The sequence below is a fragment of the Acidobacteriota bacterium genome, assembly GCA_012729555.1.
Lineage (GTDB): Bacteria > Acidobacteriota > UBA6911 > UBA6911 > UBA6911 > UBA6911.
This window is the reverse complement of record JAAYCX010000010.1, coordinates 54,618-72,493: the sequence shown is the minus strand read 5'-3', so window position 1 is coordinate 72,493 and position 17,876 is coordinate 54,618. Positions and strand designations below refer to the sequence as shown.

General features: G+C 66.7%; 14 protein-coding genes. 5 read left to right on the top strand and 9 right to left on the bottom strand.

What is annotated here, in order from left to right:
- Window positions 1–22: 22 nt before the first annotated feature.
- The 4 genes from GXY47_01565 to GXY47_01550 form a co-directional block, all read right to left on the bottom strand.
- Window positions 23–355: a hypothetical protein gene (locus GXY47_01565; protein NLV29816.1), complete on the bottom strand. Its 333-nt coding sequence runs from the start codon at window positions 353–355 to the stop codon at window positions 23–25.
- Between the two features lie 290 nt (window positions 356–645).
- On the bottom strand, window positions 646–2,007 hold the full coding sequence (locus tag GXY47_01560; protein NLV29815.1) for a sigma-54-dependent Fis family transcriptional regulator: 1,362 nt from the start codon (window positions 2,005–2,007) through the stop codon (window positions 646–648).
- Between the two features lie 567 nt (window positions 2,008–2,574).
- Window positions 2,575–3,987: an ammonium transporter gene (locus tag GXY47_01555; protein ID NLV29814.1), complete on the bottom strand. Its 1,413-nt coding sequence runs from the start codon at window positions 3,985–3,987 to the stop codon at window positions 2,575–2,577.
- 379 nt (window positions 3,988–4,366) lie between these two features.
- Window positions 4,367–5,644, bottom strand: coding sequence for a tyrosine--tRNA ligase (locus GXY47_01550; protein NLV29813.1), 1,278 nt, complete (start codon window positions 5,642–5,644; stop codon window positions 4,367–4,369).
- Window positions 5,645–5,757: 113 nt separating this feature from the next.
- Between GXY47_01550 and GXY47_01545 the strand changes: the two genes are divergently transcribed.
- On the top strand, window positions 5,758–6,636 hold the full coding sequence (locus tag GXY47_01545; GenBank protein ID NLV29812.1) for an MBL fold metallo-hydrolase: 879 nt from the start codon (window positions 5,758–5,760) through the stop codon (window positions 6,634–6,636).
- Here the strand turns inward: GXY47_01545 and GXY47_01540 are convergent, their stop codons facing one another.
- Complete coding sequence (locus tag GXY47_01540; GenBank protein ID NLV29811.1) at window positions 6,637–7,419, bottom strand: hypothetical protein; 783 nt, start codon at window positions 7,417–7,419, stop codon at window positions 6,637–6,639.
- A gap of 188 nt (window positions 7,420–7,607) precedes the next feature.
- Here GXY47_01540 and GXY47_01535 point away from each other — a divergent pair, with 188 nt between their 5' ends.
- Window positions 7,608–8,624, top strand: coding sequence for a methyltransferase domain-containing protein (locus GXY47_01535; protein ID NLV29810.1), 1,017 nt, complete (start codon window positions 7,608–7,610; stop codon window positions 8,622–8,624).
- 23 nt (window positions 8,625–8,647) lie between these two features.
- On the top strand, window positions 8,648–10,744 hold the full coding sequence (locus tag GXY47_01530; GenBank protein NLV29809.1) for a S9 family peptidase: 2,097 nt from the start codon (window positions 8,648–8,650) through the stop codon (window positions 10,742–10,744).
- Window positions 10,745–10,769: 25 nt separating this feature from the next.
- Here GXY47_01530 and GXY47_01525 read toward each other — a convergent pair whose 3' ends face one another.
- The gene (locus GXY47_01525; GenBank protein ID NLV29808.1) at window positions 10,770–11,327 is read right to left on the bottom strand and encodes a C_GCAxxG_C_C family protein; all 558 of its coding nucleotides are present in this window, start codon (window positions 11,325–11,327) and stop codon (window positions 10,770–10,772) included.
- A 196-nt stretch (window positions 11,328–11,523) separates the two neighbouring features.
- On the opposite strand from GXY47_01525, the gene GXY47_01520 reads away from it, so the two are divergent.
- Window positions 11,524–12,843, top strand: a complete 1,320-nt coding sequence (locus tag GXY47_01520) for a methyltransferase domain-containing protein (protein NLV29807.1) — start codon at window positions 11,524–11,526, stop codon at window positions 12,841–12,843.
- A 70-nt stretch (window positions 12,844–12,913) separates the two neighbouring features.
- Window positions 12,914–13,735 (top strand): zinc metalloprotease HtpX, encoded by an 822-nt coding sequence (gene htpX / locus GXY47_01515; GenBank protein ID NLV29806.1) that lies wholly within the window; start codon window positions 12,914–12,916, stop codon window positions 13,733–13,735.
- A 56-nt stretch (window positions 13,736–13,791) separates the two neighbouring features.
- Here htpX and GXY47_01510 read toward each other — a convergent pair whose 3' ends face one another.
- From GXY47_01510 to GXY47_01500, 3 genes are all read right to left on the bottom strand, one after another.
- Window positions 13,792–14,658, bottom strand: a complete 867-nt coding sequence (locus GXY47_01510) for a DUF169 domain-containing protein (GenBank protein ID NLV29805.1) — start codon at window positions 14,656–14,658, stop codon at window positions 13,792–13,794.
- A gap of 147 nt (window positions 14,659–14,805) precedes the next feature.
- Entirely contained in the window at window positions 14,806–16,518 is a 1,713-nt protein-coding gene (locus GXY47_01505; GenBank protein NLV29804.1) for an aldehyde ferredoxin oxidoreductase, read from the bottom strand.
- A 179-nt stretch (window positions 16,519–16,697) separates the two neighbouring features.
- Window positions 16,698–17,873 carry a MinD/ParA family protein gene (locus GXY47_01500; protein NLV29803.1) on the bottom strand — a complete coding sequence of 392 codons (1,176 nt, stop codon included), beginning with the start codon at window positions 17,871–17,873 and terminating at the stop codon, window positions 16,698–16,700.
- Window positions 17,874–17,876: the final 3 nt, after the last annotated feature.

Here is a 17,876-nt window from a genome sequence, read left to right as displayed (position 1 = left end):
CCGCCCCTCCTCCATCCAGAACCTAGGCCGCCGACCTGGAATTTTCCGCCTTCGCCTGCGGGACCGCTCCGGCCTCATCCAGGATGTATTCCTCACACTGCAGGACTCCTTTGCACGCATTCGGAAATCCGCAGCCGGCCACATTCAGACAGTTGGCGCACAGCCCCATCCGGAAGGCGTCCATCGGGTCTTCGATCGCGCCGGTCTCAAGGGGGGAACGGGGGCGGCTTGCGGCCGGGCGGGTGGAAAACTCCTCGCACTGAATGATTTCCAGCCGAGAGCTTCTGTGCAGCATGCACGTGGCGTCATGCTCGCAGGTCTCGCAAAGCCCTCGATAGGCAAGCTTATCCGTCATTGCAGTTTCCTTTCGCCAGGGTGAACATACACCGCAAATTGCATTGCAATGGGCGTGCCAGAAACAGGAATCCCGTTGTTAATTTTTTTATCCGTTACAAGTCAACACATACATATTTTATGATAACGCCCTTCAATATCATTCGAGCCGACCCGGGAGAGATTTGGTATAGATTATGTCCCAATCAGGACAATTAATTTCCACCGATGCTTCGGCGGCCCAATCGGATTAAGTTGTTAAAAAAATGAGTTTTATCACTGGGGGGGGATGCGGGCTGTGGAGCGGTGGCTTCAGGAGATCCCGTAGTGAGCCAGTTTTTTTCGGAGCGTTACGCGGCTGAGGTCAAGCATCTGGGCCAGTTCACGCTGGCTGTAGAGATTCGATTCCACCAGGCGCCGAAGCAAAGCCTCTTCAACCGTTTCCAGCAGGAGGGCACGCACACCGGCGGGATCCTTGCGGGAGGCGAGGAACTGCAGAACCGCCCGGCGCAATTCGGATCGGGGATCCGGGGAGGATTCCGCCTCGCCCCCGGAACCCGGGGGCACGCTCTCCCTGATCTCCTCGGGGAGCAGGTCCAGGGATATCGTGTCATCCGGGCTCATGACCACCGCCCGCTCGATACAGTTCTCCAGTTCGCGGACATTCCCCGGCCAGGCATGGGCGAGCATGACGGCCAGGACCTCTCTGGGTATATGGCCGACCCGCCGGCCGGCCTCGCGGTTGTACTTTTCGAGAAAGTGGTCCGCAAGCAGCGGGATATCCTCGCGCCGCTCGCGCAGCGGGGGAATGCGGACGGGAATCACGTTCAGTCGATAGAACAGGTCCTGTCGGAAGCGCCCCGCCTTGATCTCGGCGCGCAGATCCATCCCGGTGGCCGCGACGATGCGGACATCTACCGCCAGGGTCCGGCTGGAACCGACCGGTTCCAGCTGCCGCTCCTGCAGCACGCGCAGCAGCTTCACCTGCAGCCGCGGGCTCATCTCGCTGACCTCGTCGAGGAAGAGGGTCCCCCCTTCGGCCGCGCGGAAGCGCCCCTCGTAATCCCTGACGGCTCCGGTAAAGGCCCCCTTCACGTGTCCGAAAAGCTCCGATTCCAGGAGGCTTTCGGGAAGCGCGCCGCAGTTGACCTTGACCAGGGGGCCGGCGGCGCGGTCGCTGTTGTAGTGGACCACGTTGGCGATCAGCTCCTTGCCGGTTCCGGTCTCGCCCGTAATCAGAACCGAGGAACGCGAACGAGCCGCGGTCGCCGCCAGTCCCAACAGCCGCCGGATCGCCGCGCTCCCGCCCACGATACTGTCGACGCGGTAAGTACGCCGCAGCGCCTCCCCGCGCCGCGTCATCCGGTCGACGTGGCGCCCTCCCCGGAATTCGCCGTCCTGGATGAAACGGCTCTCGTCGAAATCCAGGGGCTGGGGGATGCCGATCGCGGCGTTGCGGCCGGCGGCCTTGCGGACCGTGAGCGCCCGCTGACCGTTGAGCAGCGACACCTCCATGACCACCTGGGTGATGTGGCGCACCTTGGCGAGAAACGCCTCGGTATGGGCTTCCTTTTCAATGAGCCAGCAGGCGAGGGTGTTCAGGTCGTAGAGCCGCGGGCAGAGGTGCCCGAAAAGGCGGACTACCCGGTTTTCGTCCCCCCACAGATCGAGCATTCCCGTGAGGGAATCGAAAATGTAGTTGGCCGACTGCCCCCCGCGGGTGCCGACTTCGACGATCGCCTGTTCCAGGCGCGCGGGATCCGCAGGATCGGCGATGTGAACCGGGGCATGCACGGCATCCCGGGCGGGATCGTCAAAAAACTTCAGAAACACCTCGTCGGAGTTGCCCTTCCCGGAAGAAAAGCAATCGATGAGCGAGAATCGCCCCGAGGTCATCAATTTGGCATATTTGGAGGCGATCGTCTGGGGGGAGCGGTTGAAACTGACATAGACGACGGGAACCCCCCCCTCCTCGCAGGCTTCGACGAAATTGGAGATGAAATGATCCCCGGCGACGCCGGAATCGATCTCCCAGACCAGGTTGTCGCCGCTGATCACGCCGCCGATCGCCCTGTCCACCTCGGCGATACCGGTGGTGGGTCGGTATTCTCCCGTCATGGCCCCCATGTTAGCAGAATCATGGACATCCACCTATCGGTTCAAAAAATCATGGACATCCACCTATCGGTTCAAATGGTGGATGTCCATGATTCGTTCAAAGGGTGCCTGTCCATGAGTGGGCTAAAGGTTGTAACCCTCCTCGCCGTGCTGGCTCAGGTCCAGGCCGAGGATCTCCTCCTCGCGGGTGACCCGCAGGCCGATCACCTTGTCGACCAGCTTCAGGATCAGCCAGGTCCCGGCGCCGGCGATCACCCACGCAATCAGCGCCCCCGCGCCCTGGTTGAAGAACTGCTGGAAATTTCCGTCGATCAGCCCCACCGGAAGGGGGTTCCCGCCGGAGTCGCTGAAGACCGGGTTGACGGCGCTTGTGGCGAAGATCCCGGTCAGCAGCGCGCCGAGGGTGCCGCCGGCGCCGTGAATGCCGAAGGCGTCCAGAGAATCGTCGTAGCCGAGCACTCCCTTGACCCGGGAGACCATGTAATAACAGACGACGCCGGAGATCAGCCCGATGAGGAGGGCCGACATCGGACCGACGAACCCGGCGGCCGGGGTGATGGCGACCAGCCCGGCCACAGAGCCCGATATGGCGCCCAGCGCGCTCGCCTTCCCGTTGCGGATCCATTCCGCGGCGGCCCATGCCAGGGCGGCGGCGGCCGCGCTCAGGTGGGTGGTCACGAAAGCGCTGGTGGACAGGGCCCCGCTCGAAAGGGCGCTCCCCGCGTTGAACCCGAACCATCCCACCCAGAGCAGGCAGGCGCCGATCACGCTCAGGACCACGCTGTGCGGCGGCATCGGCTCCCGCGGGTACCCTAGCCGCTTCCCTACAAAGAGGGCGCATACCAGCGCGCTGACGCCCGAGGAGATGTGGACCACCGTGCCTCCCGCGAAATCGAGGGTCGGGATCCGTCCCCCCAGGAACGCGTTCAGCAGCCCCCCCTTCCCCCACACCATGTGCGCCAGGGGGGTGTAGATGATGAAAAACCAGAGGACCGTGAACGCGACCATGGCGCTGAATTTCATCCGTTCCGCGAAGGCGCCGGTGATCAGGGCGGGCGTGATGATGGCGAACATCATCTGGAAAATCATGAACGTCTGGAAGGGGACGGTGCCCGCGTACTCGGGGTCGGGCGCACCGCCGACCCCCTGCAGGAACAGGTGGTCGAAGCCGCCCCAGTACGCGTTCCCGGGCGCGAACGCCAGGCTGAACCCGACCAGGGCCCAGAGCACGCTCACCAGGGCCATCAGCCCGAAACTCTGCATCATGGTGGCCAGCACGTTCTTCTTGCGCACGAGCCCCCCGTAGAACAGGGCAAGGCCGGGGCCCGTCATCATGAGCACCAGCGCGGAACTCACCAGCAGCCAGCTGTTGTCGCCCGAAGTCCTGGCCTGCGCCACCTCGGCCTCGAGCGCGGCTATGCGCTCGTCCATGCCGCTCCCCGGCTCCGGCGCCGTGCCGGGCTGCGCCAGGGCCAGCCCTCCCAACAGCAGCAGGCCCGCGGCCACCCCTATCACCAACAGACGATTTCGAATCATGTGCAATACCCCTGTCCTGTAAGATTCGGCCTCAGGAGACCCGCTTCCGGATCGCCCCTCCCTTCGCCGGCAGGCCGGCACCGGGATCCGATACTGCACGCGGCATGCCAGAAAACGGGGGTGGACTCCGATAGCCCTATTTAATTGTCTTGTCTACACTTAATCTTCCCGTAGGGGGCACGGGCCCCAGGGGGGCGAAACTACATTATTGTTTCTACATTGGGGTTTTACTTACATATATGTAAGCCAAAAGGGGACACACCCGCCTGCGGGGAAAACCCCGGCCGCCGCGGCGGGGAGCGATCGCCCCCCATCGGGAGATGAAACTACATTATTGTATTATTGATAAATGGCCCTACGGAATTGCAGGGCCCTCGGATCAGGACACCCGCACCAGCCGGTAGTTCCTGCGCCCGTGGCGCACCACGAGAAAACGCCCGTCGAGCATGTCGGAGGCCGCCACCCGGCGCGCGGTGTCGGCCACGCGCCGGTTGTTCAGGTAGATCCCCCCGCCCTCCACGGCGCGCCGCGCCTCCCCCTTCGACGCGAGCGCCCCGCACTCCACCAGGAAATCGGCGACCGCCAGCCCGTCCCCCTCGAGGCGCGCCCCGGCGATTTCTCCCGAAGGCACCTCGGCGAAGATATCGGCCACCTCGCCTCCCGTGAGCCCCGAGACCTCGCCGCCGAAAAGCACCTGGGAGGCCTGCTCCGCCTTTGCCAGGGCCGTTTCGTCGTGCACCATCCGCGTCATCTCGCGCGCCAGCCGGCGCTGCGCTTCGCGCTGCTCGGGACTGCGGCCCACGGCATCCTCCAGCGCCCCGATCTCGCCGCGGTCGAGCCAGGTGAAAAAGCGCAGGTAGGGGATGACGTCGCGGTCGTCGGTATTCAGCCAGAACTGGTAGAAACGGTAGGGGGATGTCCGCCCGGGCGAGAGCCATACGGCGCCCGAAGCGGTCTTGCCGAACTTGGTCCCGTCCGCCTTGGTGATCAGGGGGTAGACCAGCGCGCCCGCGCTCTTGCCCCGCATCCGCCGGATCAGCTCCACGCCGGCGGTGATGTTGCCCCACTGGTCGCTCCCCCCGGTCTGCAGGGTGCAGCCGAAGTGGTCGTGCAGGTGGAGGAAATCGTACGACTGCAGCAGCATGTAGCTGAACTCGGTGAAGGAGATCCCGTCCTCGCGCTCCAGCCGCATCCGGACCGAGTCCTTGGCGATCATGTAATTGACGGTGAAGTGCTTGCCGACGTCACGCAGGAAGTCGACCAGGTTCAGCCCCAGGAGCCAGTCGGCGTTGTTGACGAGCAGCGCGGGGTTGCCCTTCACCTCGAAATCGAGGAAGTGGGCCAGCTGGCGCTTGATGGCCTCGATATTGGCCTCGATCGCCTCGCGCGACAGCAGCAGGCGCTCGTCGGAGCGGCCGCTCGGGTCGCCGATCATGCTCGTCCCCCCGCCGGCCACCGCGATCGGGACGTGGCCGAAGCGCTGCAGCCGGGCCAGGGCCATCAGCGGCACCAGGTGCCCGACGTGCAGGCTGTCGGCCGTCGCGTCGAACCCGTTGTAGGCCCGCACGGCGCCGCCGGAGAGCATCTCCGGCACGCTCTCGGTGTTCCCGTACACCAGGCCCCGCCACGACAGTTCCTCAAACGCGCTCTGCTTCATCGTCCGCCCCTCTCCATGATCCAAGCGGAAAACATACCCGATCCGCCCCGCGGCTGCTAGTATAACATCATGGCTGCCGCCGGTCCCGGTGCGCCGCCGCCAGGGAGGAACCGATGTCCAGAACATTCTTCGTTTGTCTTTGCGCCCTCTTCTGCGCCCCCGTCCCGCTCCGGGCCCAGGAGGCGGCCGCCGCGGTCCCGGTCGCCGGCCCGGTGCACATGATCGAGGGGCAGGGGGCGGGCAACATCGGCGTGATCGCCCACCCCGACGGCGCCGTCGTGATCGACGCCGGGATGGCGGCGTCGGCCGACGGGGTGCGCGCCGCCCTCGACGTGCTCCCGGGCGGAGGGAAGATCCGCTTTCTCGTCAACACCCACTGGCACAACGACCACACCGACGGCAACCGGGCGCTGGGCCCCGAAGCCGTCATCGTCGCCCACGACCGGGTCCGGCCGCTCCTCGGCCGGCCCCAGAACCTGATGGGACAGACGATCGCCGCGGCGCCGGCCGGGGCCCTCCCGTCGGTCACCTTTTCGGAGCGGCTGACGCTGTACGCCGGGGACATCCCGGTCCGCCTCGTGCATTACGCGGGAGCGCACACGAACGGGGACACGGTCGTCTTCGTCGACCGCTACAAGGCGGTGCACATGGGGGACCTGTTCTTCAACGGCCTCTTCCCCTTCCTCGACATCGACAACGGCGGCGACATCGAAAGCTGGGTGCGCCACCTGGACGACATCGTGTCCAAGCTGCCGGCCGACGCACGCATCATCCCCGGGCACGGACCCCTGGCCACGGTCGCGGACCTGGTCGCCTTCCGCAACATGCTGGCGGAGTCGGCCGAGATCGTGGGTCAGCGGATCCAGAAAGGGGCCACCCTGGACCAGGTCAAAAACGCCGGGCTGCCTCTCCGTTTCGAGCCCTGGACCCGCGGCTTTTTGAACACGGCCCAGTGGCTGGAGCTGGTCTACCGGAGCCTCGCGAAAAATTAGTCACCGCAGCGAGCCGATGGCGGCCGTGACCGCGATGATGACGGCGTAGGCGCCGCCGAGCCAGAGGGCGGCCGTGGAGGTCTTGAGCTTGCGCGAGACCGCCGCGGCGCCGATGGCCAGCAGCGCGATCATCCAGATGTTGAAGATGTCGACGCCCCGGGCCAGGCCCATGACGAACTCCGGCAGGACGCCCGGCTCGAGGACCCCCTCGAGCAGGGAACCGAGGTTGGAGGTGATCACCGACCGGAGGTCGGTCGCGGCCACTTCGCCCGGCTGCTTGAACTGCAGGACCACCGCCATCAGGATCGTCGTCACGATCGAGACCGCGATCGTGGCGTACAGGGAGACGGCCAGCAGCGGCCTGAACCGGTTCTCGGCGCCGACGAAGAGGCTGAACAGCTTCGTGAACCCGGCGATGACGAGGCAGAGGAGGATGGTCGACACCCCCCCCATCACGATGGTGCCCTTGCCCACCACGTTCGACATCAGCGCCAGCTGCTGCTCCATCTGCTCCGCGGTGATCCTCCCCTGCGCCACCGCGTCTTCGAGCTGCGCCTCCATGGCCGCCTGCAGGTCGACCTTCCGGGTGATATACCAGGTGCTGCCCAGGCCCAGGATCACCGCCACGATGATGGGCACGAGCAGCCGGGGGGCCCTCCCGATCTCGGCAAAGGCCTCCCCGGGTGCGGTGTACACCCCGCCGAGACGGCTGAAGAAATTCCGGGCCGGGGGGGGCGCCCCCCCTTCCGCGCCCAGGGGTTCACGGACGGATTCAGGTTCCACGGTCCCTCCTTAGCATTTTTGATTGGGGTCAAAAGAAACGAAGGCAGTATACAGAAAAACGGGGCCCCGCCGCATCAAGAATCGCCCGATTTTTCGCCCGCCCCGGGCGGCCATTGAAGTATGATAATCTTGGATTATATCCGGCGGAAGCCCGCCGCGGGACGGCCCGATCGGAACAGGAGGCGCTCATGACCGAAGAGTACAGTCCTGGAAAGCTGCTGCAGCTCGCGCGCGGGTTCATGGAAAGCCGGATCCTGCTCTCGGCCGCCGAACTGAACCTGTTCACCCTCCTCCGGGAGGCCCCGATGGAGGCCCGGGACATCGCGCAGAGGACGGGCACGGACCTCCGGGCCCTGACCGCGCTGGTCGACGCGCTGGCCGCCATGGGCCTCGTCGCGAAAACGGAGGCGGGCTATTTTTGCCCCCCCGGCGTCGCGCGCTGGCTGGGGGAGGATTCCCCCGAAACCGTGCTCCCGATGGTGCACCATATGGCGGGCCTCTGGCCCCGCTGGTCGCGCCTCACGGCCATCGTCAAGGGGCACCCCCCGGCCAAGGAAAAGCTCGACATGGCGCGCAACACCGCGGAACTGCGGGCCTTCATCGGCGCCATGCACTCGATCGGCACCCCCCTGGCCGCGCGCATCGTGGCCGCGGTCGATGCCGGGACGGCCCGGACGCTGCTGGATGTGGGGGGCGGCTCGGGCACCTACACGATCGCCTTCCTGCGCGCCGTCCCGGAAATGCGGTCGACCCTGTTCGACCTCCCCGCCGTGATCGAAATGGCCCGGGAACGCCTTTCGGAGGAGGGGGTGCTCGAGCGCACCACGCTGGTCGCCGGGAACTTTCACCACGACGATTTCCCGGGGGGGCATGACCTGGCCCTGATCTCCGCCATCATCCACTCCAACAGCCCCGAGGAAAACCTGAACCTCTACCGGAGGGTGTTCCGCGCGCTCAAACCGGGGGGGCGCATTCTGATCCGGGACCACGTCATGAGCCCCGACCGGACGCGGCCCCGGGACGGCGCGATTTTCGCGATCAACATGCTGGTGGGGACCTCCGGGGGGGGCACCTACACCTTCGGGGAGATCGAGGCCGGCCTCGAGAGTGCGGGGTTCGCCGGTATCCGCCTCCTGTGCGAGGGGGACCAGATGGACGCCGTCGTCGAGGCGCGCCGGCCCCAGTCCCGCAACGCCAAAGCCTGAAACCCGATACCTACGGAGGCCCCATGAAACCGCTCGTCGTCATCGCCATGCTGAGCCTGATCCTGACCTGGGTTTTCGCCGCCCGTACGGAGGAACCGTCCGGGACCGAAGACCCCTATCTCTGGCTCGAGGAGATCACGGGGGAGAAGGCGCTCGCATGGGTCCGGGCCCGCAACGCCGAGAGCGAGAAGGAGCTCGCCGGGGCGCCCGCGTTCGCCGGACTCGAGCGCGGCATCCTCGAGATCCTCGACTCGAAGGACCGCATCCCCTCGATCTCCAAGGCGGGCCGCTGGTTCTATAATTTCTGGCGCGACGAGAAGAACCCGCGCGGACTCTGGAGGCGCACCACCCTCGACGAATACCGGAAACCGGACCCGCAATGGGAGGTGGTGCTCGACCTGGACGCCCTGGGCAAGGCGGAGGGGCGCAACTGGGTCTGGGGCGGCGCCCAGATTCTCCGCGCGGGGGGGTGGCGCCGCGCCCTGGTGAGCCTGTCGCCCGGAGGGTCGGACGCGGTCGTGGTGCGGGAGTTCGACATCGAGGACCGCTCCTTCGTCAAGGGGGGGTTCGAACTGCCGGAAGCCAAGAGCGAGGTCTCATGGATCGATCGGGACCACATCTACGTCAACACCGATTTCGGCCCGGGCTCGATGACGACCTCGGGCTACCCCCGGATCGGCAAGCGCTGGCGGCGCGGCACCCCGCTCGCGAGCGCCTCCACGGTATTCGAGGGGAAGGAGACCGACGTCGCCGCGGGCGCGTTCTTCGACGATACTCCCGGGTTTGGGCGGCACTTCGCCTACCGTTCGCCCGGATTCTACGAGACCGAGGTCTACCTCCTCGAAAGGGGAAAACCGCGCAGGGTGGATGTGCCCCTGGACTCGAACGCCGGTTTCCACCGCGAGTGGCTCCTCATCGAACTGCGCACTCCCTGGACCGTGGGGTCGAAGACCTATCCGGCCGGGTCGCTCCTGGTTTCCCGGTTCGACGACTACATGAAGGGGAAGCGCGCGCTGACCCCGCTGTTCGAGCCGACGGACCGCACCTCGCTCGCGGGCGCCTCCTGGACGCGCAACCACCTCATCCTGAACGTCCTCGAGGACGTCAAGAACCGCCTCACGGTCCTCACCCCGTCGCGGGGGGAGTGGACGAGCCGCCCCCTGGCGGGGGCGCCCGGCTTCGCCACGGTGTCGGCCGGAGGGGTCGACCCGGACGAGAGCGACGACTTTCTCATGACGACCAGCGGGTATCTCACCCCCACGACCCTCCTGTACGGAACGATCGGCCGCGCGCCGGAAAAGCTGAAGGAGCTCCCCGCCTTCTTCGACGCCTCGGGGCTGGAGGTCAGCCAGCATTTCGCCGTCAGCCGGGACGGCACCCGGATCCCCTACTTCCAGGTGGCCCGCAAGGGGATCGCGCTCGACGGCCGGCGCCCCACCCTCCTCTATGGCTACGGCGGGTTCGAGATCTCCATGACCCCGGACTACAACCCGAGGGTCGGGCTGGCGTGGCTCCAGCGCGGTGGGGTCTACGTCGTGGCCAATATCCGCGGCGGGGGCGAATACGGCCCCCGGTGGCACCAGGCCGCGCTCAAGGAGAAGCGCCTCAGGGCTTACGAGGACTTCGCCGCGGTGGCCGAGGACCTTTTCGCGCGCAAGCTGACCTCCCCCGACCGGCTCGGCGCCATGGGGGGGAGCAACGGCGGCCTGCTGATGGGGAACATGATCACCCTCTACCCCCGCCTCTTCGGCGCCATCGTCTGCCAGGTCCCGCTGCTCGACATGAAGCGCTATTCGAAGCTGCTGGCGGGGGCCTCCTGGATGGCCGAATACGGCGACCCCGACAAGCCCGGGGAGTGGGACTTCATCAGAATGTTTTCCCCCTACCACAACGTGAAGCCGGACGGGAAATACCCCCCGGTGCTCTTCACCACCTCCACGAAGGACGATCGGGTGCACCCCGGGCACGCGCGCAAGATGATGGCAAAGATGAGGGATATGGGGTTCGACGTCCGCTATTACGAGAATATCGAGGGGGGGCACGGCGGCGCGGCCGACAACGCCCAGGCGGCGCATATGAACGCGCTGGCCTACACCTTCCTCTGGCAGGAGCTGCAATAGGGGAGGCGCGGGCCGGGGGCCGGTTTCACACGGCCACGGCCCCCTCGTCCAGGAGGATTTCCAGCGTCCAGCGGGCGCCGTTGCCGACGACGCTCATGCACTTGGCCGGGTCGCTGTGGGCCCCCGCCTGCATGAACGCCTCCCATTCGGCCGGGTCCTTCAGGTTGTAGGATCTCCCGTAGAGAGTCTCCTGGATCCCGGGGCAGAGGAGCGACCCGTAACGGCGGACAAACCGCTCGCAGAGCCTCGACGCCTTTTCGATGGCGCTCTCGAGCGCCTCGTGCCCCCCCGGGATCTCCCGCTCCGCGGAAAGAAGCCCCGCGGGCCGGCCGAAGTACCGGTCGAGCACCATCGTCCCGCCGACCACGGCGCCGCAGGTGCCCGCGGAAAAGCTGGCATGTCCGCCGCAGGAAGAGGAGGCGACCCTCACCACGGCCTCTTCGAAGTCGAGGATTTCGTGAAGCGCGGCCACCGTGCACTGCGAGCAGCTCCCCGACCGCGCCTCGAACGCGACCCCGAGCGCGTACGCTTTCCCCAGCAGCTCCTCCCTGGACAGCCTGCGGTATTTTTCCGAAACGCGCACGCGTCCTCCTTTCATCGAAAACCAAGCCCCCGGCAGGTTCCCCCAAAGGAGCGCCCCGCGCAAGTAAAATCGGGGCGGCCTCCGGCGGGGACGCTCGCACCCGGGCATATTCCGCGATTATTTGGGTTTTGGGATCCCTTTGAGGTACATTTTCCTCTTTCGCCGCTGCAGCCGGCCATAGCCGAAAGGGAACAAGATGAAGAGGCGCCTGACCGTCGTGACCGCCCTGTTACTGTATGCCGCCCTCGCCCAAGGAGGCCCGGGGCCGGACCCCCTCCGCCTGGAGGCGCCCGAGGACCTCGGGCCCGTCATCGGCGAGGTCGTGGAGCTGTTTTCCCGGGAGTCCGGGCTCCGGGTCGAAACGGTCCTCCGCGCCGAATCGGCGCCAGGCCCCTCCCGCGCGCCGGGAGGGCTGGTCCTTGCGTCCGGCGGCGACGCCGTGCGCGCCCTCCTGTACCGCGACCTGGTCCTGGCGGTCCCCGCGGGTAACCCGAAGCTGGTCTTCGCCCTCGGCGACCTCGCCCGCCCCGGCACGAGGATCGCCATTGCAGGTTCCGGGGCGGGCGAACTGGGCGCGGCGACCCGGGAACTGCTCGCGAAGGAGGACCCCGACGGCCGGCTGCGAGGAAACATCGTGATGAGGCTGGACGGCACCGTCGCACTGGCGGACGCCCTCGTGCGGGGGGATGCGGATGCCGCGATCGTGTGGGACACGGCGAAAACGCTCCGCCCCGGGAAGATCGGCGAGATCCGGCTGCGCGCCCCCCGCCGGCCCCTGGCGGTCGCCTTCCCCGGCGATGACGGCGGTTCCGCCTCCGCCCGGAAACTGGCCGCCTTCCTCGAGGGCGAGCGGGCACGCGCACTTTTCGCGAGCCACGCCCTCAGCCTCGAGCCGGTGAAGGAGCCCACGGACTCCGATCTCGATTTCTACCGGAATTCCCCCCGTCACAAGTTTCATTATATCTACCAGCTCCTGGCGCGGCAGATCGTCGACGACTACGGCATCACCCGGGGGACCGCACTCGACGTCGGATGCGGCGGGGCCCAGACCCTGATTCACCTGGCGCAGCTCACCGATCTCCAGTGCACGGGGCTGGACATCGACCCGGCCAGGCTCGCGGTGGCCTCGGAGAACGCGATCGCGGCCGGGGTCGGCGATCGCTTCCGTTTCGTCGCCGCGGACGCGCACGCCCTCCCCCTTCCGGACGCCTACGCGGACCTCGTCATCAGCAGGGGGTCGATCCCCTTCTGGCGCGACCGGGCCCGGGTTCTCCGGGAAATCGACCGGGTGCTCAAACCGGGCGGGGTGGCGTTCGTCGGAATCGGCGGCTCGCGCTACCTGACCCACGAATATTTCCTCGGCATCCAGGCGCCCTGGGTGCTGGCCGACCGGAGGGAGTGGCTCGACATCCCCGACGTCGAGAACCTTGGCGAAACCATGGCCGCCACCGGGATCCCGTCCGCCCGCTACCGCATCCTCCGCGAGGGCGGATACTGGGTGGAAATCCGGAAATAGTCGTATAATGGTCGTCAGCACGAAAGCCTCGATTGCGGTACCGTTCCATCCAAAACCGGGGGGGGCGTATATGAACACCACGCGTACGTTTTTCCTTATGTTTCTGCTGACGGTCCTTTTTGTCGTCATCGGGGGGGCGCTGGGGGGAAGAAGCGGGGCCCTGCTGGCCCTCGTCGTCGCCGCGGGGATGAATTTCTTCTCCTACTGGTTCAGCGACAAGCTGATCCTGAAGCGCTACTCGGCCGGCCGGGTCGGGCCGGAGAGCCGCCTCCACCGCATCGTCGCGGACCTGTCGCAAAAGGCCGGGCTGCCCATGCCGCAGGTCTACGTCATTCCCGAGGCCAACCCCAACGCCTTTGCGACCGGCCGCAACCCCGCCCACGCGGCGGTCGCGGCCACCGAGGGGATCCTGGGGATCCTGGACGACGACGAGCTGGCCGCCGTCATGGCGCACGAGCTGGCGCACGTGAAGCACCGGGACATCCTCACCGGGACCATCGCCGCCACCTTCGCGGGCGCCATCGCCATGCTCGGGCAGTTCGCGCGCTTCGGGGTAGGGAGTTCGGACCGGAGGAACAACCCCCTGGGGTCGCTCCTGGTAGTGGTCGGCGCGCCCCTGGGCGCCATGCTGATCCGCATGGCGGTATCACGGGTGAGGGAATATGCCGCGGACGAAGGGGGGGCGGAGATCAGCGGCAAGCCGCGGGCGCTGGCATCGGCGCTCGCCAAGCTCCATCAGGGGGTCCAGGTCCGCCCCCTGACGCACGGCAACCCCGCGCACTCCCACATGTTCATCATGAACCCCTTCTTCGGGGGGCTGCAGAAGCTCTTTTCCACCCACCCCCCCGTGGAGGAGCGGATCCGGCGCCTGCGCCTGCTCGCGGGAGCGTAACCGGGGAACGATCCGGGCGGACCGGGGCGTTGTCCGCCCGGATCGGGGAAAGCGGCTTATTCCTGGCCGAGCCCCCAGCTCTTGAACATGTCCTTGTAGAACTGCGGCTGCTCGAAGTCGGGCTGCATCGACATGTACTGGTCCCGGTGGGAGTAGAGCCGGCCGCCCGGCTTCAGGCTGGCCATGAGCGGCGCCACCTTCTCCCTCGGCGCGGCGAAGATGACCTCCTCCTCGGCCGTCAGGGCCCGCTGGTACTCTCCCGGGTCGGGGAGCACCACGCAGTATTTGCCCGTCACCATGGGATCGACGACCGCGTGCCCGCAGGAGGGGAGAAACAGGTGGGTATCGACCTCCGCCGAACCCGCCATCATCATCGGCAGGAGCAGCCCCCGCAGCTGTGCGGGATTGAGATAGACCATCACCACGTCGGGGACGAAGGACGCGCTCCTGAGGGGCGCGGTGAGCACGCCGACATACCGGCCGGTCTCGAAGCTCCGGTACGATTCCATCCAGGCCCCCTGGGACTTGGGTTGCGGCACCATCCCGTAGGCCATGAGGGCCGTCGGGCACCAGTGGTCTTCCTTGAGCATGGCCACCGTCTTCCCCTCCCGCCGCGACATCCCGAAGGCCTGGCACTGGGCGAGGTGAATCTTCCCGTCCCGGCTGGGGCGGAACGCTCCCTGGGGGATGTCGGCCTCTTTTTCCAGCATCTTGACGGCGATGGGGGACGTGCGGAGCAGGAGCGCCGTTTCCAGCTCCTCCCCGTACCGGTTGAACTCGCCGAGCCCGGGCGCCGCCTTTCCGGCCGCCGGCGCCTTCCTCGCCGGGGGCTGGACGGCGGCCACCGCCGTGCCGGACACACCCAGGGCCACGGCCCCCAATCCCAGTTCCAGAGCTTCCCTTCTCGTATACCTGTTTTTCACGCTGTTCCCTCCTATGCCCCCAATTATAGGCCAGCGGTGCCGGGGAATGCAAAATCGTTCCCGGCACGCGGGACACAAAAAAATGCCCGGGGCGCACATTCCCGCCGCCCCGGGCATTCCGGTTTTCCCCCTGCCCCGCCCGTACCCCTATTGCGGATGCACGGTGTCGATCTCGGCCTCCGAGACGTCGAAGACCTGGGCGCCGGGGCCGAACGGCTCCTCCAGGAAAAACTCCGGCAGCCGGTCGTCCTTTTCGGTGAACCCGGCGGCCTTGTTGAACCGGCGCTCGATATCGAGCACCGATCGGCCGAGTTCGAGGACGTACCCGTCGCCGAGTTCCTCCCCGAGGAGGGCGGAGACACTGGCGGCGAGTTTTTTATCGAGTCCCGGGGTCTCCCTCATCGTCATCCCGATCATCATGCAGATGCCGAGGGTGTCGATGGCGGCCATCCATTCCTGCATGAAACGGGAGCGGCGCGCCTGCTCGGTGGGCTGGACCGGGCTGTACTCCGGGTCCCAGGGACCGGGGAGAACGATCCCCGCGGTATGGTCGGCCCCCTGGGGGGAGGTGGCGAAGGTCACCCCGGTCCCTTTCAGGATCCTGGGGTCGTAGGCCGACAGCCCCTGCCCCTTGACGTGAGGCACTCTCCGCACCCCGAGCATTTCGCCCGTCACCTTGACCCCGCACCCTATGATCCTGCTGTTTTCCTCGCCCCGGGCGATCCCCTCGATCAGCCGGATCGCCGCCGCACCGTCACCCCAGGGGAGCAGCCCCCCTTCCATCGCCACCGCCAGGGCGCTGCCAGCGTCCATGGTGTCGATCCCGACGTCGTTACAGGCCCGGTTGAGGCGGGCGACGGTGTCGAAATCGTCGATCAGGCAGTTCGGGCCGAGCAGGGCGATCGATTCATACTCGATCCCGGAGGAGATCAGCTCCCCTTTCTCGTCGGTGTAGACGTTGGAGCAGCTGACGATGCAGCCGTTCATGCAGTGGTGCGTCATCGTCCCGTTCGGCCTGCCCTGGACGATCTCCTCCATCCGCTCGGCCGACAGGTTTTCCGCCTTCTCCCACTGCCCCTGGGAGAAGTTCCTGGTGGGGAGGGCGCCCGCGGTCTGGGTGTTCATGAAGATCACCGGGGTCCCGAAGCGCCGCTGCAGTTGCACGAAGGGATTCGCCAGGATCTCCCTGGAGAGGGCCCCCACGTTCGCCTTCAGCCCGGCCTTGTCCTTGATCTCGACCTGGTTCGATCCCGTGTCGTCCACGACCACGGTCTTCAGCTTCTTCGAACCCATGACGGCGCCCAGCCCGCCGCGGGCCGCTATCCGGATGTGGAAATCGGGGGTCGTGAACTGGATGGAGGCGGCCAGCAGCTGCTGGTCCCCCGCCGGTCCGGTGCAGGCGACCGAGACCTTGTCCCCGTATTCGCTCTTGAGTTTTTCGACGATGGCGTAGCAGCCCAGACCCATGTAGGCCGCGCCGGAGGAGAAGCTCACGCCGTCGGCCGTGATCTTGACCGAGACGGGCTCCCGGGCCTGCCCCTCGAAGATGACGGCCTTCAGCCCCAGCCGGGCCAGCTTCTGGGCCATGGAACCGCCGGTGTTCGCCTCCTTGACGCCCCCCGTCATCGGGCTCTTGGCGCCGACGGAGAGCCTGCCGCTGCACGGGAAGGGGGTACCCGCCAGAATTCCCGGGGCCCAGATCAGCTTGTTTTCGGGGCCCAGGGGATCGCAGGTTGCGGGAACCTCGTGCTGCAGGATGCAGGCGGAGAGCCCCCGGCCGCCCAGGTTGCGGTAGGCTTCGGGCACCTCTTCGGTGGCCGAGGCGTGCGTCGACAGGTTGATTCTCAGTATCTTAGCCATTGGATTTTCCTCGCGCTGAGTGCGACTCAGAACAGTGTATTAAAGGGTGACGGTTCGCTCCTTCCCGTAATGAGACCCTCCGCCCCGGCCTGCGACCGGACTCGGGACGGATGGATTCTACATCAATATAGTCGGAATGCGCGTCTTTTGCCAGCGAACAAAAAGGGCGGAGGCCAAGGCTAACGCTTCAGGAAGAAGTTCCAGGACCGCTTCGGTTTGTCTCCCCCCCCCGGGGCGGTTTCGGTCCAGAGCGCCCGGGAGATCCGGTGAATTTCCCGGGCGATCTTCGACCTGGGGTTGGACAGCACGAGCGGGGTCCCCATGTTGATGGACCCGACCACCACCTCGTAGTCGCTCAGGATCGACCCGAAAACCGGTTCTTCGAGAAACTCCTCCACCTGGGCCAGCCCGAGATCGACCCTTTTGCTCCACCGGTTGACGACGACCCGGACCTTCGAGCGCGGGTAGCCCACCCGGTCGAAAATCTGCAGCGACCGCCTGGCGCTGCGGATGGCGGCCAGGTCGAGCGACAGCACGAGCACGATTTCGTCGGCCTGGTCCAGCGCCGTGAGGGTTATGGGGTCGAAGGTGTGCTGCGGGTCGAGGACCACGTGGTCGTAGGACTCCGTCAGCCGCTCGAGCGCCTCCAGGACATGCTCCGGCCGGATCTTCTCTACGGGGTCCACCTCCCTGGGCGCGGCCAGCAGATGCAGGCCGTCCGAATGGGGGGTGACGAAGGCGGCCACGACGCGCTCGTCGATGCGGCCGTGCCGCTCCACCAGATCGGCGATCGAATGCTTGGGGTTCAGCCCGAGAAAGAGCGGCAGATCCCCCGCCTCCAGGTTGAGGTCGACCAGCACCGTGCGCGCGGGGGCGGAAGCGGCGAGGTTGGCGGCTATGAAGGAGGCGCCGCACCCCCCCTTGCTCGAAAACACCGCCGTCATGCGCCCCCGCTGCTTCGTTTCCTCCCGCCCCTGACGGTAGTCGCAGATCCGGTCGATCACCGTCCTGAGCTCGTCCGGGTCCACGGGCAGCCTGAGGAATTCCTTCGCCCCCGAGCGCAGGCTCTGGAGGATCAGGTCCGCCGAGGTCTCCCGGGCCGCGGAGATGACGGCCGTGCCCGGGCACTCGGCCGTCAGGCGCCGGATCAGCCCGATGGCCTGTTCGGCGTTCCGGCCCAGGTTGATGATGGCGGCCGAGGGCTTGTGCCGCGACACCTCTTCAAACACCTGTTCGACGTCGTTGCCCCCGGAGAGGATCCGCGCCCGCGGGTCGGAGGCCATGGCCGCGCGGATGTCGTTGAAGTTTTCGAGATCGGTGCTCAGTACCACCAGGGTGACGGGTTGGGCTGTCATGGA